The following is a 22,791-nucleotide window of genomic DNA, read 5'->3' as shown; positions in this document are numbered from 1 at the left end:
GACTCCCGAGGGAACGATCGTGACGCGGCCCGTCAGACCGCCAGCCGGCCGCCGTCGATGGGGAGGGTGGCGCCGTGGATCAGGGAGGCTGCGTCCGAGGCGAGGAAGACGATGCCTTCGGCGACCTCGTCCGGGGCACCGACGCGCTGCAGGGGTGTCGTGCCGGCCAGGTTGTCGAGGTTCTCCCCCATCACCGCGGTGCCTTCGGTGCGGATCGGCCCCGGGCTGACCGCGTTCACCCGGACGCCGGCCGGCCCGAACTCGGCCGCCCAGGCCCGGGTCAGCAGCTCGACAGCCGCCTTGCTCGAGCCGTACGCCGCCATTCCGGCCATCCCGACGTACGCGACGATCGTGGTCACGTTGACGATCGCGCCCGTTCCGCGGGCCGCCATCAGCGGAGCGAGCTCGGCAACCAGGTAGAACGGCGCCCGCACGTTGACGGCGTACACCGCGTCGAAGTCCGATTCCGGCACCTCGGCGGTCGCCCCGAACGGGAAGATCCCGGCGTTGTTGATCAGTACGTCGACCTGCCCGCCGCCGAGTTCGACCGCTTGCTTGGCCAGCGACCGCACACTCGCCACATCGGCAAGATCCGCCTGGACGAAGTCCGCCGTACCGCCCTCGGCCCGGATCTCACCGACCGCCCTGTTCCCTCGGGCGACGTCGCGTCCGCTGATCACCACGTGCGCGCCGCGCCGGGCCAACTGGCCGGCCACGGCGCGGCCGATCCCACTGTTGCCGCCGGTGACGAGTGCGGTCCGGCCGGCGAAGTCCTGCGTCATATCGGTTCAGTCCATCCACTAGTTGGAGTCGTTGAGACCGATAGTTCTCCGACGAAATTGGAGTATCAACTCCAAAATCCGTACGGTGGGTGGCATGACCGAAATCGCACGGCGGCTGACCAGCAAAGGGCAGGCGACCCGGGACCGGATCGTCGTGGCCGCGGCGCGGCTGATGCTCGAGTACGGCGTCGCGCGCACCACGATCGAGGACATCCAGTCGGCGGCCGGGGTCAGCCCGTCGCAGCTGTACCACTACTTCCCCGGCAAGGACGCGCTGGTCTCGGCCGTCATCGACCACCAGGCGACGCAGGCGCTCGACGTACAGCAAGGCTGTCTGGAGCGGCTCGACACGATCGACTCGCTCGGCCGGTGGCGGGACGTGATGGTCGGCATCCTCACCGAGATGCAGTGCGTCGGCGGCTGCCCGCTCGGATCGCTGGCGAGCGACCTCTCGGACAGCGACCCGGTCGCCCGCACCCAGCTCGCCGCCGCGTTCGCGCGCTGGCAGGAGCTCATCCGTGATGGTCTGAGCGAAATGCAGGAACGCGGCGAGCTGGCCCGCGACGCCGACCCGGGGAACCTCGCCGTCGCGATGCTCGCGGCAGTGCAGGGCGGGCTGCTGCTGAGTCAGGTGAATCGCGACCCCGCGCCGCTGCGCATCGCCGTCGACACCATGATCGACCACCTGCACGCCTTGACGCGCCCTGCGGTTCCGTAGAGGGTTCTCAGGCACCCTCTAAGGTTCGCGGTATGGGTAGCAGTGTCTACGTTGCTTCGGTGGAGGGTACGACCGGGAAGTCGACGGTGGCTCTCGGGGTGCTTCACCAGTTGTCCCGGCGAGTCGGGCGGGTGGCGGTGTTCCGGCCGATCGTCCGCGCGGACACCGCGACACATGGCGGACGGGACTACGTTCTCGAGCTGCTGATCTCGCAGGACGCGGTCGAGCAGTCGTACGACGACGGCGTCGGGGTCACGTACGACGAGGTGCACGAGGATCCCGACGCGGCCCTGGACACCATCGTCCAGCGCTATCACGCGGTTGCCGAGCACGCTGACGCGGTGCTGATCGTCGGCAGCGACTACACCGATGTCGGCACGCCGACCGAGTTCTCGTTCAACGCCAAGATCGCCGCGAACCTCGGCGCGCCGGTGCTGCTCGTGCTGAACGGGTTCGGCCGTACGCCGCACGACGTACGGGCGATCGCCGACATGGCCGTGGCCGAGCTCGCCGCGAACCACGGCTCGCTGTTCGCGGTGATCGCGAACCGCGTGGACGACGGCGAAGGCAAGTCCCTCGTCGCGGCGCTCGACGGAATCGGCGCGCCGGCGTTCGCGATCCCCGAGGAGCCGGTGCTGAACCAGCCGCTGGTCGCCGACCTGATGGCCCCGATCGACGGCCGGCTCCTGAGCGGTGACCCGGAGCTCCTGACCCGCGAGGTCACCGGGCTGATGATCGCCGGGATGACGATGCCGAACGTGCTGGACCGGCTGTTCGACGGTGCCGCGGTCGTGACCGCCGGCGATCGCCCGGAGGTCGTCCTCGGCGTCCTGATGGCGCACGCGTCGCGGACCTTCCCGCAGATCGCGGCCATCGTGCTCAACGGCGGCTTCGAACTCCCGGGCCAGGTGCAACGACTGATCGAGGGTCTCGGTGTCACGTTGCCGATCATCGAGACCGATCTCGGTACGCAGGCCACTTCCGCCAAGCTCACCGCGGTCCGCGGCCGGCTTACGAAGGACGCGCCGCGCAAGATCGACACGGCTCTGGCGCTCTTCGACCAGTACGTCGACGGTACGGCGCTCGTCGACCAGCTCGCGCTCGCCCGCAGCAGCGCGGTGACGCCGCTCATGTTCGAGCATCAACTGGTCGACCGGGCCGTCTCCGATCGCAGGGACATCGTGCTACCGGAGGGCGAGGAGGAGCGGATCCTCCGCGCAGCCGACGTACTGCTGCGGCGGGGCGTCGCGGATCTCACACTGCTCGGCGATCCGACCGCGATCAGCGCGAAGGCCGCGGCGCTCGGCGTCGACGTGACCGCGGCGAACGTCGTACATCCCGAGAACAGTGAGCTGACCGAGCAGTTCGCCGCCGAGTACCACCGGCTGCGGCAGCATCGCGGCGTCGATCTCGACCGCGCCCGCGAACTGGTCCGCGACGTGTCGTACTTCGGCACGATGATGGTGCAGCTCGGACTCGCGGACGGGATGGTGTCGGGCGCCGTCCACACCACCGCGCACACCATCCGGCCGGCCCTCGAGGTGGTGAAGACGGTCCCGGATGTCTCGGTCGTCTCGTCGGTGTTCTTCATGTGCCTGCAGAACCAGGTCCTGGTGTACGGCGACTGCGCGGTGAACCCGGACCCGACGGCCGAACAGCTCGCCGACATCGCGATCTCGTCCGCCGCGACCGCGACCGCCTTCGGGGTCGAGCCGCGGGTCGCGATGCTGTCCTACTCGACCGGCACCTCCGGCGCCGGCACGGACGTGGAAAAGGTGTCCAAGGCAACGAGCATCGTCCGCCAACGCGCACCGCAGCTGCCGGTCGAGGGACCGATCCAGTACGACGCCGCCATCGACAGCGCAGTGGCACGGACCAAGCTGCCGGACTCCCCCGTCGCCGGACGGGCCACGGTGTTCGTGTTCCCCGACCTCAACACGGGCAACAACACGTACAAGGCAGTGCAGCGCTCGGCGAACGCCGTCGCGGTCGGCCCGGTACTGCAGGGCCTGCGCAAACCGGTCAACGACCTGTCGCGCGGCGCGACCGTCCGGGACATCATCAACACGGTCGCGATCACCGCGATCCAGGCCCAGTATTGAATGCCGCGACTCCGTCGCGGCGGGTCATGGGGCCTGTAACTCCCGGCCTTCCCTCGTCGCTCCAGTCGCTTCGCTCCCTCCGCTCCTCAGTCCAGGCCGGGAGGCCCCATGACCGAACAGGTGCTCGTAATCAATGCCGGATCGTCTTCCCTCAAGTACAGCCTCGTCGACGCGAAGTCGGGTGAGGCCGCGGCGACGGGGCTCGTCGAGAAGATCGGCGAAGAGCAGAGCCACCACGTGCACCACGGGCCCGACGGCGAGTTCAACGACGACCGGGCGGTGGCTGATCACGAGGCCGCGCTGGAGGTCGCCGTACGGGCGTTCGAAACGCATGGTCCCGCGCTCGGTGAGGTGGACATCGTGGCCGTCGGGCACCGGGTCGTCCACGGCGGCGACCGGTTCGCGGCGCCGGCGCTGGTCGACGACGAGTTGATCGCGGCGGTGACCGACCTGGTTCCGCTCGCGCCGCTGCACAATCCCGCGAATCTCGAGGGCATCGAGGTCGCGCGGCGGCTGCTGCCGCACCTGCCGCATGTCGCGGTGTTCGACACCGCGTTCCATCAGACGCTGCCGCCGTACGCCTACACGTACGCGGTGCCGAGCTCCTGGCTGGACGAGTACGGCATCCGGCGGTACGGGTTCCACGGCACGTCGCACTCGTTCGTGTCCGGGCAGGCCGCCGCACTGCTCGGGCGCGAGCTCGAGGACGTGAACTTGATCGTGCTGCACCTCGGCAACGGTTGCTCCGCGACCGCCGTCCAGGGCGGCAGGTCGGTGGACACGTCGATGGGGCTGACGCCGTTGGAGGGACTGGTGATGGGGACCCGGTCGGGCGATCTCGATCCGGCGATCCACGGGCTCCTCGCGCGGGTCGCGGGCCGGTCGGCCGAGGAGACCGACCGGGCGCTGAACTCGGAGTCCGGGCTCAAGGGCCTCACCGGCGTGAACGACTTCCGCGAGGTGTCGCGCCGCCGGGCGGCCGGGGACGAGCGGGCAGAGCTCGCGTTCGACATCTACTGCTACCGCTTGAAGAAGTACATCGGCGCGTACTACGCCGTACTGGGAAGGGTCGACGCGATCGTCTTCACCGCCGGCGTCGGTCAGCACTCCGCCGAAGTCCGCGCTGCCGCCCTCAGCGGCCTGGAAGGCCTGGGCATCCACCTCGACCCGGTCCGCAACGCCGACCCCACCGACAACATCGCCTCCGCCGAGGACAGCCCGGTCACAGTACTGGTCATCCCCACCAACGAGGAGTGGGAAATCGCCCGGCAGGCACTCGACGTCGTCCGCAGTTAGTCCGGCGGCTGATTGCGGAAGGCTTCTACCGCTGTGGGGAGGGTGTAGAAGACGCGGTCGGGGCCCAGGCGGTCGAGGAAGCCGGCGTTGTCCAGGTCGTCGCGGAGTTCTTGTTTGACCCGGGCGAGGGCCAGGACGATACCGCGGGACTTGAGGTCCTCGCGCAGCGCGTCGAGGGCGTCGAGCGCGGTGATGTCGATCTCCACGTTCGCCTCGGTGTTCAGCAGGAACCAGCGCACCGGCGTCGTCGCCTGGTCGGCCGCGGCCAGCGCGCGGCGATGGAAGTCCTCGGCGTTCGCGAAGAACAACGGTGAGTCGTACCGGTACACGACCAGACCGGGCACCGGCACCGCATCCGGGTAGTCGTCGAGGTCGTGCATCCCCGCGATCCCGGGAACGTAGCCGAGGATCCCGTCGTGCGGCCGGGCGACGCGTCGCAGTACGTCGAGGACGGACAGCCCGACCGCGACGAGTACGCCGTTCAGGACGTCGAGCGCGACCACACCGACGGTCGTTGCCACCGCCAGCAGGAACTCGCTGCGGCGGAACGACGCGATGCGGCGGAACTCCCCCAGTTCGATCAGGCGCAGCGCGGCGTACACGACCAGGGCGCCGAGCGCGGGGATCGGGAACGTCTCGAGCAGCGGACCGGCGAAGAGCAACGTCGCGACGATCGTGAGCGCGGCCACCAGCGAGTAGACCTGGCTCTTCGCATTGGAGGCGTCCGCGAGGGCCGTACGGCTGCCGCTGCTGCTGATCGGGAAGCCGCGCACGAGGCCCGCCGAGACGTTGGCCAGTCCGAGTACGAGCAGTTCCCGGCCCGAGTCGATGCGCCCGCCTCCGCCGCGGCTCTCGAAGGCGCGTGCGGTGAGGACCACGTCGGTGTAGCCGACCAGCGCGACGCCTACCGCAGGCAGGACGAGCAGACCAAGGTCCTGCACTGACAGTGCCGGCACGTGCGGCACAGGCAGACCGCTGGGAACCGAACCGACCAGTGCCACTCCCCTGTCACCCAGATCAGCCGCCCAAGTCACTAGCGCTGCTAGCGCCACGACGACGAGCGGGCCGGGGATGCGCGGCGTCCAGCGCGCCAAGGCGAGCAGCAACGCCAGAGCCGCCACCGACAACATCACCGGAGCGACCTTCCAGTCACCGATCAGGCGGAGCGCGGACAGCACCTCCGCCGGTGGGGAGTCCCCTTTGACGGATGCGCCGGTGAGTCGTCCCAGCTGGCCGGTCATCATGATCACCGCGATACCGGCCAGGTAGCCGATCAGCACCGGCCTGGACAGCAGATCGGCCAGGAACCCGAGCCGTGCCGCCCAGCCGAGTAGACAGATCGCTCCTACCAGCAGTGCCAGTACGGCGGCCAACCCGGCGTACCGCGCCGGATCACCAGCGGCGAGCGGGCCGATCGCGGTGGCTGTGAGCAGCGCCGTCGTCGACTCCGGACCGAGTGACAGCAGCCGCGAAGAGCCGAGGAAGAAGTACAGCACCAACGGACCGAGCGCGACCCACAACCCGGTCACCGCCGGCAGACCAGCGAGCTGCGCATACGCCATCACCTGGGGGACGAAGTACGCCGCGACGGTCAGGCCGGCGAGTACGTCGGCCCGCAACCAGCCCCGCTGATACTGGCGCAGCGTCTCGACTCCGGGAATCGTCAAGCTTCACCCCTTTCGGGAAACAGTGTCCTTCCTGCTCGGGACTTTCGGCCCTACTGCCACGCTCGAAGTCGCCGGACTGTTGACTCGTGGACACCACTAGGACAGCGCGGCAGTTCGACAGTTCCCGCCTGGAGATCATCGGGCCGGCGGACTGTGTGCGGCTGTTCGCGTCCGTGCCGCTCGGCCGGCTGGTTTACACCCACGGCGGTCTGCCCGCGGTCCGCCTGGTCAACTTCGTCGTCGACGAGGACACGATCGTGTTCAGCACCGGCCAGGGCGACAAGTTCCGGGCCGCCGAGCGGGGCGACGTGGTCGCATTCGAGGCCGACGAGGTCGATGCGGAGCGGCACGTCGGGTGGACGGTGACGGCGATCGGGCATCTGTCCGTGGTGACGGACGACGAGGCCGCCGAATTGCGTCGTACGTTGGCCCTGCACTCCTGGATGCCGATGGAGGAGCCGCAGCTCGTCCGGCTCGGAATCGAGTCCGTCCAGGGCCGGCGCCTGGTCCCGTGGGGCCGGCGTCCGCGCTTGTGCTAGTCGCCACTGTCCCTGGCGTGGTCGGCCGAACGGCCCACCAAGTCGGGACTCTTGCCCGCAGCGCCGCCCATGCTCCTGCGACGAAGCTGAAGGTGGAGGTGGATCCCATGAGCGATCAGTTGGCCAAAGAGCACATCGACGTCCTCTTGGCGGCGGCCGTCGCCGCGCCGAGTATGCACAACACCCAGCCGTGGCGGTTCGAGATCGACGGTCACGTGATCGACGTCTACCTGGACGGCTCCCGCACGCTTCCCGCCGAGGACCCGACCGGCCGGGCGATGCGGATCGCCGCCGGCGCCGCCACCTTCAACCTCCGCTGCGCGGCCGAGACCCTCGGGTACAGCACCTGGTTCGGGCTGGCGCCGTACCCGAGAGAAGAGCCTGATCTGCTCGCCCGGATCGTGATCGAGCCCAGCGCGACCGGGAACGACGAGCTGCGCGATCTCGCCGTACAGATCCCCTATCGCCACACCGACCGGAACCCGTCGGACACCACGCCGGTCGCCGAGGGTACGCGGATCTCGCTGATGCAGGCGGCGTACGCCGAGGGCGCGCAGCTCACCTGGCTCGCCGAGGACGACGTCCGCACGGTTCTCGATCTGGTGCTCGACACCGACCTGCGCGAGATCGGCGACTGGCACCGCCGCGCCGAACGCGCCCACTGGGTCGGCGGCGAACGAATCGCCGACGGCATTCCCAGCTCGGCGCTCGGCCCGCGCTCCGCCACCTATCCGGCGGCTGTCCGCGACATGGCGACCCGGCCGGCCGACCGCGTGCGGGTCGAGCGGCAGTTCGAACAGCATCCGGACATCGCCGTACTCTCGACCGACGTCGACGAGCCCTCCGACCAGGTCGCGGCAGGCGCAGCGCTCGAACGCGTGCTGCTCACCGCGACGCGGGAAGGTGTCAGCGCCTCGTTCCTCAACCAGCCGCTCGAGTACGACGATCTGCGCTGCCGTGTCCAGCGCCTCACGGGACTGCCCGGCCACGCGCACATGATCATCCGCTTCGGCCACCATCGATCCGGTTCGGCAACCGCCCGCCGGCCGCTCGCCGAGTTCCTGAAGGAGCAGTCATGACCCCGTTGCGCCAGGAGATCGACCGCTGGGAGGCCGACCTCAGGAACCTCGCCCAGACCAGCTCGTCCGACGGTTGGTTCCTTGAAGAGCGCCGGCTGGCCGAGGCCCAGCACACCCTGGTCGCCTTCCGCGGCCACATCCTGCCGCTGCTGATCGCGCGGCCGCCGTACGACGCCGTCGTCGCCGAGTTCGAACACCTGCTCGACGACCTCGAGGACGACCGCAACGAGCTGTTCCGGACCGTCCACTCCAGCGCGTCGCATCAGCGGATCGCGGAGACCGTGGCCGCCCTGCGCGCTCTCGGCCGGGTCGCCCTCAGTATCCAAGTGCCGGTTGCCGACGTACATTGAGTGATGGTGATGCACCGATGCCCCAGGTGAGATTTCACAGCGACGAATTGACCGCAGTACGGCGGGGTCACCTTGTCCCCGAGCAGTTGGCGGACTGGGTTCCTTCGGCCTGTGCCGCGGTGGCCGAGCATCTGCGGCACCACGGCATCGCTCCGACCGGCTACCCGTTCGCCCGCTGGCATCCGCTGCCCGGCGGGGAGATCGAGGCCGAAGCCGGCTTCCCGATCAGCGCGCCGATCGCGGACTGCGGAGAGGTCGAAGTGTCCTCCCTGCCCGCCGGACCGGTGCTCGCCGTCTGGCACACCGACCCGGACGAGAAACTCCCGCTCAGCTACCACGCCGTCCAGGACTGGCTGGAAACCGAGGAAGCGATCGCGACCGGGGACAGCTGGGAGATCTACCACGACCTCCCCACCTGCGAGCGCGTTGGAACCCGCATCGAGATCGTCCAGCCGATCACCTTCCCGACCGCGCCGCCGCACCGCAACTGAGGCGGCCCCAACCGGCTCAGCGGGCTCAGCGGGCTCAGCGGGCTCAGCGGGCTCAGCGGGTGATGGTTTGGGCGGCTTCCGCCAGTTCGGCGAGGCGGTGTGCGCGAGCGGACTCGGCCGGGGTGAAAGGCTCTCCCGGACGGCTGAACGCGAACAAACCGGTCGACGGCGAAGGAACCTTCAGCACCGTCCCGTCGTCGGGCAGCTGACCCGTCAGTGTCGCTCGATTCGTGACCAGCTGAGCGCCGAGCAACTCGGCGACGGCATGCGGCAGCTCGCCGGGATCCGCGACCACACGAGCCGACAGACTCAACGCCTTCGTCTGTCCGTCCACCAACGCCAACGCGGTCGTCGGCCACACGTGCGTCTCGCGCCCGCCGCCGGACTCGATCGCATCCTCCAGGTCAGTGGCCGTGACGTCATCCGGCGTCGAGACGACCAGCTCGTCCCGCACCCCGTCGTCCATCGGATGGACGTGCAGCCCGAGGATGTTCGCGTCCAGGACGGAGAGCTGCCGGGTAACGCTCTCCAGTGCTCCCGCCCGATCGTCGAGTGTCACGCGGATCCGCCACAGCGTTCCGATCCCGTGCCGCGGACGAGCCTTCGGCGCATGCAGCCAGGATCGCAGCAGCCGCATCGTCGACGGCTCCACCACCCAGATCACGAGCGCCGTCGTCACGCTCGCCAGCACCGCAACCGAGACGAGGTACGGCGGATGCGCAGCGAGCACCAACGCGTGCAAAGCCAGCTCCACCGGAGCGATCGCCACCAGCTTCGCCAACGTCAGCCGGAGCCGCCGCGGATGCGGCAGCCGTCCACACACATCACAGGCCGTCCCACCCGTGAGCGTCGTACGCAACGAGTCCATATCTGAAAGCGTCCCCGACCCAGATTGCCCAGCTGTTGCGCCGGCGTGAAGTTCGCGAGGGTTCGATCAGGCCGGCGCGACGCTTCGTACGGCGTCGGTGACGCAGGCGAGCGCGAGCAGCCTGACGATGTCGACGTGCACGTCGACCTGACCGGTCGCCGCGGCGACGAACCCGTCCCCGTCGAACTGGGTGTGCGGTGGCGTGATGGACCGGGCGAGGCCGTCATGGGCGCCCTGGGCAACGGTCCGGCAGCCGACCTTGTCGAGGCGGGCGTTCGTGACGACGACGCCGATCGTCGTGTGCGCGCGCCCCTCGCCGAACGCGAACGGCTCCGCGAGGATCCGTACCGCGTCGAACGACACGTCCTTGCCGCCGTCGTCGACGTCACCGAAGGCATTCACCACCGCAAGACAGGCAACCACGAGCTCACCAAGACGATGTTCGGCGTACCCGAGCCCGCCGGGCCGTCGACCGTCCGGCCCGCGCCAATGCCCGACGTACGCCCCGGTCCCTGCCCCCACCTGGCCGTGCAGCACCTGTTCCGCTGTGCACCCCTGCGCGGCCGCGTACCCGGCGGCGGAGTCCGGTGCCGCGGCGGGATCGCCCGCCGTGAGGTCGAAGAGCGCCAGTGTCGGCACGATCGGCACCGCACCCGCAGGGGTCTGCACGCCGCGTCCCTGCTCACGGTAGAACCGCATGACGCCATCGGCCGCCGCCAGGCCGAAGGCCGATCCCCCGGTCAGGACGACGCCGTCGATCGCGTTCACGGCCTTCCCCGGCTCCAGCAGCTCCAGCTCCCGGGAGGCGGGCGCGCCGCCACGCGCTTCGTACGACGCGACGGTGCCGGCGGGCAGATCCACGACTGTGCAGCCGGTCCGCCCCTCGAAGTCACTCCAATGCCCCACCCGGACTCCTGGCACCCCGAACGTTGTCATGCCGACAAAGATAGGCGTAGCTCAGGCGCGGTCGGCGGAGAGTTCTTCGGCGATGCGGTTGCCGATGACGAGGCAGGCGGTGGCGGCGGGTGACGGCGCGTTCAGGACGTGCAGGGCGCGGCCGTCGCGGAGGAACAGGAAGTCGTCGACCAGCTTGCCGTCGCGGGTCACGGCCTGGGCGCGGACGCCGGCGCCGGACCGTCGTACGTCGGAAACCTGCAACTCCGGCAGCATCCGCCGCGCCTCGCGGACCAGCGCACGACCGGTGAGCGAGCGGACGATCTCCTTCGCGCCGGTGCGTGCGTACCGTCGCGCGAGCTTCCAGGACCCGCGGTACGTCGCCGACTCCCACACGTCCCGTACGACGATCTTCGACCACGAGTAGCCCTCGCGGGACAGCGCAGGGACCGCGTTCGGGCCGAGGTGCACGCTGCCATCGATGCCGCGGGTCAGGTGGACACCGAGGAACGGCAGGTCCGGATCGGGCACCGGGTACACGAGCCCCTTCACCAAGTACTCCCTCTCGGGGACGAGCTCGCTGTACTCGCCGCGGAACGGGAGAATGCGGACACCCGGTTCAAGACCGGACGCCCGCGCGAGCCGGTCGCTGTGCAAGCCCGCACAGACGGCGACCCGGTCGGCCTCGATCACGTCATCCGTCGTCCGCACGCGCACCACCGAGCCGGCGTTCTCGACCGCCGTCACGGACACGCCGGTCCGGATCTCGCCGCCTGCCGCCCGGACGTCCTCGGCGAGCGCGGCGGCGACCAGCTTGAAGTCCACGCGCCCCGTCGAGTCGACCGCGAGCGCACCCTTGACCCGCAGATGCGGTTCGCGTTCCGCGACCTCGTCCAGGGTCAGCCGACGTACCGGGACACCGTTCTCGCGGCCGATCCCGAACAGGCGATCGAGCTGCGGCAGTTCGGCCTCAGTTGTCGCGACAACGAGCTTGCCAGGTACGTCGAGCGGAATGCCCTTCTCCTCGCAGTACTCACGCAACGCCGTACCGCCCGCCACCGCGAACTGCGCCTTCAGCGAGCCCGGACGGTAGTACAGCCCCGAATGCACCACGCCCGAGTTGTGCCCGGTCTGGTGCGCCCCGACGGCCGGTTCCTTCTCCAGTACGACGACCGGCGTACCGGGATCGAGCCGCTGCAGGCTTCGCGCCACAGCCAGCCCTACGATCCCGCCACCGACCACCACCGCAGATCTCGTCACCTGTGAAAAGAGGGCCGACATACGGTCATAAATACAGCCATCTGCGCAGCTCCGTCGCCAGCGCGACGGGAGCGTCGTACTGCATCAGGTGGCCGGCGTCCGGTACTTCGACGTACGTCGAACCCGGGATCAGCCCAGCCAGCCGCCGTCCGGTCGCGGGCGGGATCCACGCGTCCTCGCTCCCCCAGACCACCTTCACGGGGATCGTGAGGTTGCCGATCGTCCGCTCGTTCTGGACCAGGAACTCCTCGTCGTACTGCGCGATCTGCCGATAGAACGCCGGCTGCCCCGCCTCCGTGCACCACGGAGAAACTAGCGCTGCTAGCTCCTCGTCGCGTAGCCCGCGATGACTCGCCGCGCTCACGTACGCCCGCAGGATCGCCTCGTGGATGTACGCCGGCAACGCGTCCAGCGTCGCCGGATAGCGCTTCACGAACTGGAAGAACGCCGACCCGCTCGGCGGGATCGCCACCACGTCGACGAGCATCAACGACTCGTACGCCGCACCCTCGGCTAGCGTTACCAGCAAGGAGACGGCACCGCCGAAGTCGTGCGCCACGACCCGCGGCCGCTCCAACTCCCAGTGCTCGAGCAACGCCGCGAACGCCTTCGCCTGCGAGCCGAAGCCGACCGCGTGCTCGGGGTGCTTGGAGGATTCGCCGTACCCCGGCATGTCCCACAGGTACACGGTGAAGTCGGCGCTCAGCGCATCGGCGTAGCGCGACCACACGCGCGACGAGAACGGTGTCCCGTGGCAGAACACCAGCGGCGGACCGCTGCCCGCCCGTCCCCACGCGATCGATCGGCCTTCCCAGCTGAACCGCTCCTTCACGTCCATCCCCCAACCTAACCATCAATGCGGTTCATGACGGTTAGGCGGTGTGGGCGATCTGCTCCTGGATCCGGAATTCGAGACCGTCGGCGACCGCCAGGTACACGTCCTGGTCGACGAGATTGCCGTCGAGCCGCAGCAGTCCGCGCGGGCTGTCGTAGAAGTGGCCGCTCGGGAGGGCGGCCGACATGGCGATCGAGCCACTGATCTCGCCGAGCCGGGCCAGGAAGCGGATCGCCTCGTAGCAGGACTCGCCCACCGCGTTGAGTGCGGGCGCGAAGGCCCCGAAACGGGCGTAGTACTGCCGGGCGAACTCGCTGCTCTCGACGGTCGTGAGCTTGTCGAAGTACGCCGCGGCCGCGTAGACGCCGTGATTCGCGCCCGATCCCGCGCCGAGCAGCGTGTTCTCCTCGATCGCCGGGCTGAGCCGGAGCAGTCTCTCGCTCAGCCCGCCGGCCGCGAACTGCCGGTTGAAATGCACCGCATCCTGGCCCATCAGGAGCATGATCACGCCGTCGGCGTCCGTTGCCCGGAGCCCGTCGATCACGTCCCGGAAGTCCGCCGTACCGAGTGGGACGTACGCCGAGTGCACGATCTCGGATCCCGTTCCCTGCAAGGCTTCCTGGGCCACCGAGCCGGTCACCCGCGGATACACGTAGTCGTTGCCGACGACAACCCACCGCCGGGCGCCGAGGTGCTCACGCAACCAGTGCGCCGCCGGCAGCAACTGGTTGACCGGACGCTCGCCGAGCATGAACACACCAGGCGTGTCGTCACCGCCCTCGTGCATCGCCGCGAACGCGTACACGACCCGCCCGCCGATGCGTCGGGCCAGCGCGACCCGGACCGCGGAGATATGCCAGCCGGCCACGGCCTCGACGCGCCCCTGGTCGACGAGCCGCCCCACATCCTCGGCGACAACCTCGGGCGGGCGGCCGGCGTCGACCTGGACGAGTTCGACCCGGCGGCCGGCGATCCCGTTGCGTGCGTTCAGCTGCTCGACCGCGAGCTGACCGCAGGCGAGACAGGACGGTCCGTAGATCCCGGTCGGGCCCTGCAGCGGCACGACGAAGGCGATCGGCAGTACGTCGGAGCGCCGCACCGTCACCTCCTCCCGCCGGACATTCGCTCAAGTGTGGACGAACCGGAGGCGGAACATCGACCGAACGGCTATATTTCCCACCACCTGAACCGAAGAGGGGTGATGCGGCGTGCTCCTGGTGCTGAAGCGGATCGAGCGGCAACTCGAGCTGGGTCTGCAGCCGTTGCTCGACGAGTTCGGTCTGACGATCGAGCAGTGGCGGGTCATGGCCGCGCTCCACGAGGAGCCCGGGCAGCCGATGTCGGTGCTCGCCGAGTCCGCCGTACTGCCGGCCGCGAGCCTGACCCGGCACGTCGACAAGCTGGTCGAGCGCGGGCTGGTGCTGCGACGCATCCATCCGGACGACAGGCGCCGGATCGTCACGGCCCTCTCCCCCGTCGGCGGCACGGTCGCCGATCGCCTCGCTTCGGCCCAGCGCGAGCTCGAGGCGGACGTAGCGAAGTACTTCCAGATGGAAATACACGAACGTAGCAGCTCGGCAACACCCCGGTAACACGGCGTTCCTAGGTTCCTTCCATTCGGGTGCATCCCCCGCCGGCAGCGTCGCCGGCCCGCCGGAGCACCGCTCGCCCGAAGGTGCCGCCAGGAGTTCGCCCATGTCTGTGGAGCCCTCGCTCGACCACCGCACCACCGCTGAAACCCCCGCACCCACCACCGCGACCCGCGAGACGCTGGAGGACTACACCCTCCGGTTCGCGCCGCGCAGCTACCGGAAGTGGTCGACCGGCGTCGTCGCCGTCTCGGCCCTCGGCGGGATCGCCTACCTCGCCGACTTCGCGATCGGCGCGAACATCGGGATCTCGTACGGGACCACGAACGCGCTGTGGGGTATCGCGATCTTCGCCGTGGTGATCTTCGCGACCGGCCTGCCGCTCGCGTACTACGCCGCCCGCTACAACATCGACCTCGACCTGATCACCCGCGGCAGCGGCTTCGGGTACTACGGCTCGGTCGTCACCAACGTGATCTTCGCGTCGTTCACGTTCATCTTCTTCGCGCTCGAAGGCTCGATCATGGCGCAGGGCCTGCAGTTGGGGCTGCACGTGCCGCTGTGGCTCGGGTACGCCGTCTCGACACTGGTGATCTTCCCGCTGGTCATCTACGGGATGAAGGTGCTGTCCACGCTCCAGGTGTGGACGACGCCGCTGTGGCTGATCCTGATGGTGCTGCCGTTCTGCTACCTGCTCGTGTCGCATCCGTCGTCGGTGCAGACGTTCTTCGACTACGGCCCGGACGCCGACTTCGGCTCGATGCTGCTGGCCGCCGGGGTGTGCCTGTCGCTGATCGCGCAGATCGCCGAACAGATCGACTACCTGCGGTTCATGCCGCCGAAGACCCCGGAGAACTCGCGCCGGTGGTGGACCGCGATGCTGCTGGCCGGACCGGGCTGGGTGATCTTCGGCGCCCTGAAGCAGGTGATCGGCCTGTTCCTCGCCGTCTACCTGATCGCGAACGTCGCCGACTCGTCGTCGATCGCCAACCAGCCGGTGCACCAGTTCCTGGAGATCTACCGCGGGTTCCTGCCCGGGTGGCTGGCGATGACGCTGGCCGTCGTACTGGTCGTCATCAGCCAGGTGAAGATCAACGTGACGAACGCGTACTCCGGATCGCTGGCCTGGACGAACTCGTACACCCGGCTGACCCGGCACTACCCCGGACGGCTGGTGTTCCTCGGGTTCAACCTGGTGATCGCGCTGGTGCTGATGGAGGCGAACATGTTCGACTTCCTGAACACCATTCTCGGGTTCTACGCGAACTGCGGGATGGCGTGGATCGTGGTCGTTGCCTCGGACATCGTGTTCAACAAGTACCTGCTGGGGTTGTCGCCGAAGGCGCCTGAGTTCCGGCGCGGCATGCTCTACGCCGTCAATCCCGTCGGCTTCGGGTCGATGGCGGCGGCCGCGGGTGTGTCGATCGTCGTGTTCTTCGGTGGACTCGGCTCGGGGATCAAGCCGTACTCGCCGCTCGTCGCGATCGGGCTCGCCCTGGTCCTGCCACCGGTGCTCGCCGTACTCACGCGCGGGAAGTACTACTTGCGACGGTCCGACGACGGGCTGGACCTGCCGATGTACGACGAGCACGGGAACCCGTCCGGAGAGGTCCTGACGTGTCACGTGTGCCGGCAGCAGTACGAACGCCCCGACATGACCGCGTGCGCAACTCATGACGCCGCCGTCTGCTCCCTGTGCCTGAGCACGGACAAGGTCGCCGACCACGTCCTACCGTCACAAGCATGACTTCCTCGTGGAACGCCGCGGCGCCAAGGCACATCGAAGTCGCAACCTCCCGCCCCATCGCAACCTCCGGCCCCATCGCAACCTCCCGCCCCATCGCAACCTCCCGCCCCGCCGCGGTCTCCTGCCCCGTCGCGTCGTCTGCGCCGAGTACCTGGAGGGTTTCTCGCTCCCTGTGCGGGAAATCCTCCACCGTTCCGCGGAGAAACCACCTAGTTCGGCAACCCAACCCGCTGCCGCACCTCGTGACGGCTGCCATGATGCAACTTGGGGAGGATTACCTCCCATATCGGGTAGAAAATCCTCCCCAAACCGGCGTGTGGAGCGGGAGCTCGGCTCCGGCTCCATCCAGGCTGCTGTCTCTGCAGCCCCCGACCTGCGAAGGGAGTCAGCGGCGGTTGCTTCCCGCGTCGATGCGGCCCCGCAACACCACACCATGAACTTCACTCCCGCCGACGTCGAGAAGCTGCTGCTCTCCGTGGCCGGCATGGTCGCCCGCGACCGGCTGGCCCGGGGAGTGCTTCTCAACCACCCCGAAGCCGTCGCCCTGCTCAGCACCTGGGTGATCGAACGCGCCCGCGAAGGCGCCCGCGTCGCCGACCTGATGGAGTCCGGCCGCACCGTCCTGAGCCGCGACCAGGTCATGCCCGGTGTCGCCGAACTCCTGCACGACGTACAGGTCGAGGCGACGTTCCCGGACGGCCGCAAACTCGTGACTATCCACAGCCCGATCATTTGAAGGCAGAATCCATGGCCGACGACGATAGACTTAGCAAGGAAAGACAGGGCGCGGACAACCCAGCCGCACCGGCACTACCCAGTACGACGGCGCCTGGAGCGGTCCGGGTACGACCGGGGACCATCCAACTGAACGCCGACCGCTCCGACGACGAACGTTTACGGCTGGTGATCGTGAACGCCGGCGACCGGCCGATCCAGATCGGCTCGCACCTGCACCTGCCGGACGCCAACACGTCCCTGAGCTTCGACCGCGAGGCCGCCCAGGGGTTCCGGCTGGACATCCCGTCGGGTACGTCGCAGCGCTTCGAACCCGGCGCATCCCGTGAGGTGGCGCTGGTCGCGCTCCGCGGCAGGCGGCGGGTGCCTGGAATCCAGCTGAAGCCGGCTGAATCCGATGAGGTGGATCGTGGTTGAGATCTCGCGTGCGGCGTACGCCGCCCTGTACGGGCCGACCGTCGGCGACCAGGTGCGCCTCGGCGACACCGATCTGTGGGTCGAGGTCGAGCAGGACTTCACCGTCGGCGGCGAGGAGGTCGTCTTCGGCGGTGGCAAGTCCATCCGCGAGTCGATGGCGCAAGGTACGACGACTCGGGCGGAGGGTGCGCCCGACACCGTCATCACCAACGTGCTGGTCGTGGACTGGTGGGGCATCGTCCGCGCCGACGTGGGCATCCGCGACGGCCGGATCGTCGCCCTCGGCCGCGCGGGCAACACCGACATCGCGGACGGCGTACACCCGGACCTCCAGATCGGGCCGTCCACCGACGTGATCGCCGGCGAGGGTCGCATCCTCACCGCCGGTGCGATCGACTCGCACGTCCACCTGCTGTCGCCGTCGCAGCTCCACGAGGCGCTGGCGACCGGGATCACCACGATCGTCGGCGGCGGCACCGGGCCGAGCGAGGGCTCGAAGGCGACCACGGTCACCCCCGGCGCGTGGCATCTCGAGCAGATGCATCGCGCGCTGGACGCCGTACCGCTCAACATCCTCCTGCTCGGCAAGGGGAACACCGTCAGTGCCGAGGCGCTCGCGGAGCAGGCGCTCGCCGGCGCCGCCGGGTACAAGGTGCACGAGGACTGGGGCTCGACCCCGGCCGCGATCGACGCGTCCCTGCGTGCCGCGGACGAGTGGGGTCTCCAGGTCGCGCTGCACGCGGACAGCCTGAACGAGGCCGGGTACGTCGAGTCGACCCTCGGCGCGATCGCGGGCCGCGGCATCCACGCGTTCCACGTCGAGGGCGCGGGCGGTGGTCACGCGCCGGACATCCTCACGATCGCGTCGCACCCGCACGTCATCCCGGGCTCCACGAACCCCACGTTGCCGCACACCGTCAACACCGTCGCCGAGCATCTCGACATGCTCATGGTCTGCCACCACCTCAGCCCCGACGTACCCGAGGATCTCGCGTTCGCCGAGTCCCGGATCCGCGCCACCACGATCGCGGCCGAGGACATCCTGCACGACCTCGGCGCGCTCTCGGTGACGTCGTCGGACGCGCAGGCGATGGGCCGGATCGGCGAGGTCATCACGCGCACCTGGCAGGTCGCCCATGTCATGAAACATCGCCGCGGCCAGCTCGGCGCGGTCGCCGACAACGAGCGGGTACGCCGGTACGTCGCGAAGTACACGATCAACCCGGCCATTGCCCACGGCATCGATCATGTCGTCGGCTCGGTCGAGCCGGGCAAACTCGCGGACCTCGCGCTGTGGGACCCGCGGTACTTCGGGGTCCGCCCGAGCCTGGTGATCAAGGGCGGCGCGATCGCCTGGGCCGCCCTCGGCGATCCGAACGCGTCGATCCCGACGCCGCAGCCCGTGCTGATGCGGCCCGCGTTCGGCGATGCCATCGGGGCGGATCTCTCGTACACGTTCGTGTCTCCGGCCGCGCTCGAGAACGGGCTGGCCGAGCGGCTCGGTCTGCGCCGGGAGCTGCTCGGCGTGCGACCGACGCGGGAGCTCACCAAGGCGGACCTGAAGAACAACGATGCGCTGCCGGCGATCGACATCGATCCGGAGACGTTCGCGATCAAGGTCGACGGTGATCTGGTCGAGCCGGCGCCGGCGTCGGTCCTCCCACTCGCTCAGCTGTACGCGATGTTCTGATGGGCAACGTGGAACTGGTCGCGATGATGCTCGCCGACGGCCGGCTGCCGACCGGCGGGCACACCCAGTCCGGCGGACTGGAGCCCGCAGTTCGCGCGGGCCTAGGTGCCGACGGCAAGCAACTCGCCGACGTCGCGTCCTATGCCCGGGATCGCCTCCGTACGACGACCCGCGTCGAAGCCGCCGTCGCCGTGGTCACCCGCCACCTCGCCCTTTCCGGAACAAATGTTGCACCAGGCGACGAAAATGTTCCGCAAACCACGGGCCGGCTCGACACCCAGACCCCCAGCTCGCCGAGTCGTGCGGATTGGTTCGGGCCCGATCTGCCGAGTCGTGGATTGTGGCTGGAGAAACGGGGATTTGACAACCAAAATCCACGACTCGAAGACCGCGCGGCTCGGCGCGCAGCGGGGCAAGGGTTGGGAGACGTCGAGGCGGCGTGGGCGGCGCGGACGCCCAGTCATGTCGTACGGGGTGTCTCGCGACGCCAGGGGCGACTGTTGCTGCGGCTGGCGCGCCGCGTCTGGCCCGACGTGACGACGTACCTTCCGAACGACGGTGAGATCGCGAGGCCCGTAGTGCTCGGGGTCGTCGGAGCGGTGACCGGACTGTCGGCGGAGCAAGTGGCGCGCACTATCGCGTACGACGATGCGCAGACTGTCATCTCCTCGTCGCTGAAGTTGCTGCCCGTGGACCCCGCCGACGCGGCGACCTGGCTCGCCGGTCTGCACGACGACATCGAGTGGCTCGTCAAGGACGTCGCGCCCCTGACCCGCATCGACGACATCCCGGCCGACGGTGCCCCGCTGATCGACGTGTTCGCGCACAACCATGCCATCGAGAGAATGAGGTTGTTCCATGCCTGAGACCCGCTCCTTCCGTCTCGGTGTCGCCGGACCGGTCGGCACCGGCAAGAGCTCACTGATCGCGACCGTCTGCCGCGAACTCGCCGGCGAACTCCAGCTCGGCGTCATCACCAACGACATCTACACCGACGAGGACGCCCGGATGCTCAAAGCGGCCGGCGTTCTCGACCCGGAACGCATCCGCGCCGTCGAGACCGGAGCCTGCCCGCACACCGCGATCCGCGACGACGTCACGCCGAACCTGATCGCGGTCGAGGACCTCGAACGCGACTTCGCGCCACTGGATGTCGTCCTTGTCGAGTCCGGCGGCGACAACCTGACCGCCACGTTCTCCCCCGCGCTCGTCGACGCGCAGATCTTCGTGCTCGACGTGGCCGGCGGCGGCGACGTGGCACGCAAGGGCGGTCCTGGTATCGCCCGCGCCGATCTCCTGATCGTGAACAAGACCGACCTCGCGCCGTACGTCGGAGTCGACGTCGAGCAGATGGTGAAGGACGCCGAGACGGCCCGCGACGGGAAACCGGTGATAGCGCTCTCTCGCACGGATCCCGCCTCGATCGCCCTCTTGACCGCATGGGTGCGCTCGATGGCACACGCCGTACGCGCCGGCGACCACACGCCCGTCGATCCCGGACCGATGGCCCCGCACTCGCACGTCGGCGAGGACGGCGAACTGATCACGCACACCCATGCCCACACGCATTGATGTCGTCGCCGACCCGGTCCGTGACCGCTGCCTGCTGACCACCGACCACCTGTCACCACGGCAGCTGCCCGGTACGGACGGCGTCGTACGTGTTGCTCTCGTCGCCGCGGGCGCACTGTTGCTCGCCGGCGACGACGTACGCATCGAGATCGCGGTGTCCGGCGCCGTACGGCTCGAGATCGTGGAGACCGCCGGAACCGTTGCCTATGGCATGCGTGGCGGCACCGCCCGCTGGGACATCGACATCCGCCTCACCGACGGCGCGAGCCTTCAGTGGTACGCCGAACCGTTCGTCGTCTCCGCCGACGCCGACGTCACCCGTACGACGACCGCACGCCTCGCGACCGGCTGCACCGCGCACCTTCGCGAGTCACTCGTCCTGGGCCGCCACGGCGAGACCGGCGGGGTCCTGCACACCGCGACCCGCGCCTGGCTCGGCGAGAACCTGCTCCTCGCCGAGGATCTCGACCTCTCCCCCGAATCCCGCACCGGCTGGGCAGTCCTGGGTACGAACCGTTGCCTCGACACCGTGACCACACTCGGCTTCCGGCTCCCCGACGACCCGCAAACCCTGCAGCTCGAGGGCCCGGGCTCGATCGCCCGCCGACTGGTCCACGAACAGCACCAGAGCACCCTGAACCGCCCAGCCTCCGCGAGCTAGATGAAGATCGACAGGAGCAACGTCATGGCCAGGCCCATGACCGAGATCAGGGTCTCCATCACCGACCAGGTCTTGATGGTCTCGCCAACGGTCATGCCGAAGTACTCCTTGACCAGCCAGAAGCCGGCGTCGTTGACATGCGAGAAGAACAGCGAACCGGCGCCGATCGCCAGCACCACGAGCGCGAGATAGGTCGTACTCTCACCGGTCGCCAGCGGCGCCACGATCCCGGCCGCAGTCACCGTCGCGACCGTCGCGGAGCCGGTCGCCAGCCGGATCAGGACCGCGACGATCCAGCCGAGCAGCAACGCCGACAGGTTCGCCGCGATGGCGATCTTGGCGATCGCGGTACCGGTCCCGCCGTCGACCAGGACCTGCTTGAAACCGCCGCCGGCGCCGACGATGAGCATCACGCCGGAAATCGGGAGCAGGCTCTCCCCGATCTTTCTGCTCAGCTCCGGGATGCCGAAACCCACCGCCGTGCCGAAGGTGAACATCGCGAGCAGTACGGCGATCAGCAGCGCGACGACCGGGTCGCCGATGAACTGGAGGAACGGATAGGCCGCGTTGTCCTTGCTCATCCAGACGTCGGACGCGGCCTTGATCAGCATCAGCGCCACCGGGAGCAGGACCGTCACGATCGTCGCGGTGAAGCTCGGCGTCCGGGTCCGGACCGCACCTGGCGGCGCGTCCTGGCGCGTGACCTCCGCCGCGTGCTGCGGATGCGTCTGTTCTCCTTCGACCTCGTGGTGGCCGGCACCGACCTCGAGCGCCGCGCCCGCGGCCCCGATCGGGACCCACTTCGCCGCGAGCCGGCCGAACAGCGGACCGGCGACGATCACCGTCGGAATCGCCACCAGCAGACCGAGCGCCAGCGTGATGCCCACGTTGCCCCCGAGTACGCCGATCGCGGCCAACGGCCCGGGGTGCGGCGGTACGAAACCGTGCAGGACGGACAGGCCCGCGAGCGCGGGGATACCGAGCAGCATGGCTCGCGCGCCGGTCCGCCGTACCGCGAGCACCACCACGGGAATCAGGAGTACGAGGCCGATCTCGAAGAACATCGGGATACCGATGATGAAGGCGATCAGCGCCATCTTCCACGGGAGCGCGCCGGTTCGGCCGCGCAGGATCGTGTCGACCACCTGATCCGCGCCGCCGGAGTCGGCGAGCAGCTTGCCCACCATCGCGCCGAGGGCGATCAGTACGCCGACGTACCCGAGGACACTGCCGACGCCGTTCTCGTACGACTTCGTGACCGCCCCGGCGCCGATCCCGGACGCCACGCCGACGAACAGCGCGCCGATCGTGAGCGACAGGAACGCATGCACCTTGAACGCCACGATCAGCGCCACGATCACCGCGATCCCCAGCACGGCAACGATCAGCACCCGGGTGTCGTGCCCGTTCCAAGGCGCATGAACGTCCGCCTCAGCGACCAGCGGAACCAGACCGGCTTCGTAAGCAACACTCACAGTTTCACCGCTCTCTGGACGCCA

23 protein-coding genes are annotated in these 22,791 nt (G+C 69.0%); 15 read left to right on the top strand and 8 right to left on the bottom strand.

Annotation, left to right across the window (positions count from 1 at the left end):
- Nucleotides 1-32: 32 nt before the first annotated feature.
- Nucleotides 33-782 (bottom strand): SDR family NAD(P)-dependent oxidoreductase, encoded by a 750-nt coding sequence (locus tag EV647_RS32895; RefSeq protein ID WP_134009924.1) that lies wholly within the window; start codon nt 780-782, stop codon nt 33-35.
- A gap of 94 nt (nt 783-876) precedes the next feature.
- Here EV647_RS32895 and EV647_RS32890 point away from each other — a divergent pair, with 94 nt between their 5' ends.
- The 3 genes from EV647_RS32890 (at nt 877) to EV647_RS32880 (ending at nt 4,898) form a co-directional block, all read left to right on the top strand.
- Complete coding sequence (locus EV647_RS32890) at nt 877-1,500, top strand: TetR/AcrR family transcriptional regulator (protein WP_134009922.1); 624 nt, start codon at nt 877-879, stop codon at nt 1,498-1,500.
- Between the two features lie 32 nt (nt 1,501-1,532).
- Entirely contained in the window at nt 1,533-3,602 is a 2,070-nt protein-coding gene (gene pta / locus EV647_RS32885; protein WP_134009920.1) for a phosphate acetyltransferase, read from the top strand.
- 108 nt (nt 3,603-3,710) lie between these two features.
- Nucleotides 3,711-4,898: an acetate/propionate family kinase gene (locus EV647_RS32880; protein ID WP_134009918.1), complete on the top strand. Its 1,188-nt coding sequence runs from the start codon at nt 3,711-3,713 to the stop codon at nt 4,896-4,898.
- Here EV647_RS32880 and EV647_RS32875 read toward each other — a convergent pair.
- Nucleotides 4,895-6,565: a SulP family inorganic anion transporter gene (locus tag EV647_RS32875; RefSeq protein WP_134009916.1), complete on the bottom strand. Its 1,671-nt coding sequence runs from the start codon at nt 6,563-6,565 to the stop codon at nt 4,895-4,897. The two genes, EV647_RS32880 and EV647_RS32875, sit on opposite strands and share 4 nt — an antisense overlap.
- An 86-nt stretch (nt 6,566-6,651) precedes the next feature.
- Between EV647_RS32875 and EV647_RS32870 the strand changes: the two genes are divergently transcribed.
- From EV647_RS32870 to EV647_RS32855, 4 genes are all read left to right on the top strand, one after another.
- Nucleotides 6,652-7,104: a pyridoxamine 5'-phosphate oxidase family protein gene (locus EV647_RS32870; protein WP_134009914.1), complete on the top strand. Its 453-nt coding sequence runs from the start codon at nt 6,652-6,654 to the stop codon at nt 7,102-7,104.
- A gap of 107 nt (nt 7,105-7,211) precedes the next feature.
- Entirely contained in the window at nt 7,212-8,183 is a 972-nt protein-coding gene (locus EV647_RS32865; protein ID WP_134009912.1) for a nitroreductase family protein, read from the top strand.
- Entirely contained in the window at nt 8,180-8,533 is a 354-nt protein-coding gene (locus EV647_RS32860; RefSeq protein ID WP_134009910.1) for a hypothetical protein, read from the top strand. The genes EV647_RS32865 and EV647_RS32860 overlap by 4 nt, the downstream gene beginning before the upstream one ends.
- A 17-nt stretch (nt 8,534-8,550) precedes the next feature.
- Entirely contained in the window at nt 8,551-9,024 is a 474-nt protein-coding gene (locus EV647_RS32855) for a hypothetical protein (protein ID WP_134009908.1), read from the top strand.
- Nucleotides 9,025-9,076: 52 nt separating this feature from the next.
- Here EV647_RS32855 and EV647_RS32850 read toward each other — a convergent pair whose 3' ends face one another.
- The 5 genes from EV647_RS32850 to EV647_RS32830 form a co-directional block, all read right to left on the bottom strand.
- The gene (locus EV647_RS32850; RefSeq protein ID WP_166679758.1) at nt 9,077-9,892 is read right to left on the bottom strand and encodes an amino acid-binding protein; all 816 of its coding nucleotides are present in this window, start codon (nt 9,890-9,892) and stop codon (nt 9,077-9,079) included.
- A 66-nt stretch (nt 9,893-9,958) separates the two neighbouring features.
- Nucleotides 9,959-10,828, bottom strand: coding sequence for a P1 family peptidase (locus EV647_RS32845; protein ID WP_134009906.1), 870 nt, complete (start codon nt 10,826-10,828; stop codon nt 9,959-9,961).
- 21 nt (nt 10,829-10,849) lie between these two features.
- Nucleotides 10,850-12,046, bottom strand: a complete 1,197-nt coding sequence (gene lhgO, locus EV647_RS32840; RefSeq protein ID WP_238177506.1) for an L-2-hydroxyglutarate oxidase — start codon at nt 12,044-12,046, stop codon at nt 10,850-10,852.
- A 25-nt stretch (nt 12,047-12,071) separates the two neighbouring features.
- Nucleotides 12,072-12,884 (bottom strand): alpha/beta fold hydrolase, encoded by an 813-nt coding sequence (locus EV647_RS32835; RefSeq protein ID WP_134009902.1) that lies wholly within the window; start codon nt 12,882-12,884, stop codon nt 12,072-12,074.
- Between the two features lie 34 nt (nt 12,885-12,918).
- Entirely contained in the window at nt 12,919-13,980 is a 1,062-nt protein-coding gene (locus EV647_RS32830; RefSeq protein WP_134009900.1) for a substrate-binding domain-containing protein, read from the bottom strand.
- Nucleotides 13,981-14,089: 109 nt separating this feature from the next.
- On the opposite strand from EV647_RS32830, the gene EV647_RS32825 reads away from it, so the two are divergent.
- The 8 genes from EV647_RS32825 to EV647_RS32785 all read left to right on the top strand — a co-directional run bounded on the left by EV647_RS32825 (nt 14,090) and on the right by EV647_RS32785 (nt 21,292).
- Nucleotides 14,090-14,473 carry a MarR family winged helix-turn-helix transcriptional regulator gene (locus tag EV647_RS32825; RefSeq protein WP_134009898.1) on the top strand — a complete coding sequence of 128 codons (384 nt, stop codon included), beginning with the start codon at nt 14,090-14,092 and terminating at the stop codon, nt 14,471-14,473.
- Between the two features lie 103 nt (nt 14,474-14,576).
- Nucleotides 14,577-16,217 (top strand): cytosine permease, encoded by a 1,641-nt coding sequence (locus EV647_RS32820; RefSeq protein ID WP_134009896.1) that lies wholly within the window; start codon nt 14,577-14,579, stop codon nt 16,215-16,217.
- A 433-nt stretch (nt 16,218-16,650) separates the two neighbouring features.
- The gene (locus tag EV647_RS32810) at nt 16,651-16,953 is read left to right on the top strand and encodes an urease subunit gamma (RefSeq protein WP_133789219.1); all 303 of its coding nucleotides are present in this window, start codon (nt 16,651-16,653) and stop codon (nt 16,951-16,953) included.
- An 11-nt stretch (nt 16,954-16,964) separates the two neighbouring features.
- On the top strand, nt 16,965-17,369 hold the full coding sequence (gene ureB / locus EV647_RS32805) for an urease subunit beta (protein WP_134009892.1): 405 nt from the start codon (nt 16,965-16,967) through the stop codon (nt 17,367-17,369).
- Entirely contained in the window at nt 17,362-19,059 is a 1,698-nt protein-coding gene (locus EV647_RS32800) for an urease subunit alpha (protein WP_238177505.1), read from the top strand. Before ureB ends, EV647_RS32800 begins: the two co-directional genes overlap by 8 nt.
- Nucleotides 19,059-19,925, top strand: coding sequence for an urease accessory protein UreF (locus EV647_RS32795; protein ID WP_238177504.1), 867 nt, complete (start codon nt 19,059-19,061; stop codon nt 19,923-19,925). Before EV647_RS32800 ends, EV647_RS32795 begins: the two co-directional genes overlap by 1 nt.
- Nucleotides 19,918-20,631 carry an urease accessory protein UreG gene (ureG, locus tag EV647_RS32790; protein ID WP_134009888.1) on the top strand — a complete coding sequence of 238 codons (714 nt, stop codon included), beginning with the start codon at nt 19,918-19,920 and terminating at the stop codon, nt 20,629-20,631. Before EV647_RS32795 ends, ureG begins: the two co-directional genes overlap by 8 nt.
- Nucleotides 20,615-21,292 carry an urease accessory protein UreD gene (locus EV647_RS32785; RefSeq protein WP_134009886.1) on the top strand — a complete coding sequence of 226 codons (678 nt, stop codon included), beginning with the start codon at nt 20,615-20,617 and terminating at the stop codon, nt 21,290-21,292. Before ureG ends, EV647_RS32785 begins: the two co-directional genes overlap by 17 nt.
- Here EV647_RS32785 and EV647_RS32780 read toward each other — a convergent pair.
- Nucleotides 21,289-22,734, bottom strand: a complete 1,446-nt coding sequence (locus EV647_RS32780) for a gluconate:H+ symporter (protein WP_134010387.1) — start codon at nt 22,732-22,734, stop codon at nt 21,289-21,291. The genes EV647_RS32785 and EV647_RS32780 overlap by 4 nt on opposite strands.
- Nucleotides 22,735-22,791: the final 57 nt, after the last annotated feature.

This window comes from Kribbella sp. VKM Ac-2566 (assembly GCF_004366005.1).
GTDB classification, from domain to species: domain Bacteria; phylum Actinomycetota; class Actinomycetes; order Propionibacteriales; family Kribbellaceae; genus Kribbella; species Kribbella pratensis.
Note: the sequence above shows the minus strand (reverse complement) of the source record. Positions and strands in the feature narration are given on the sequence as shown.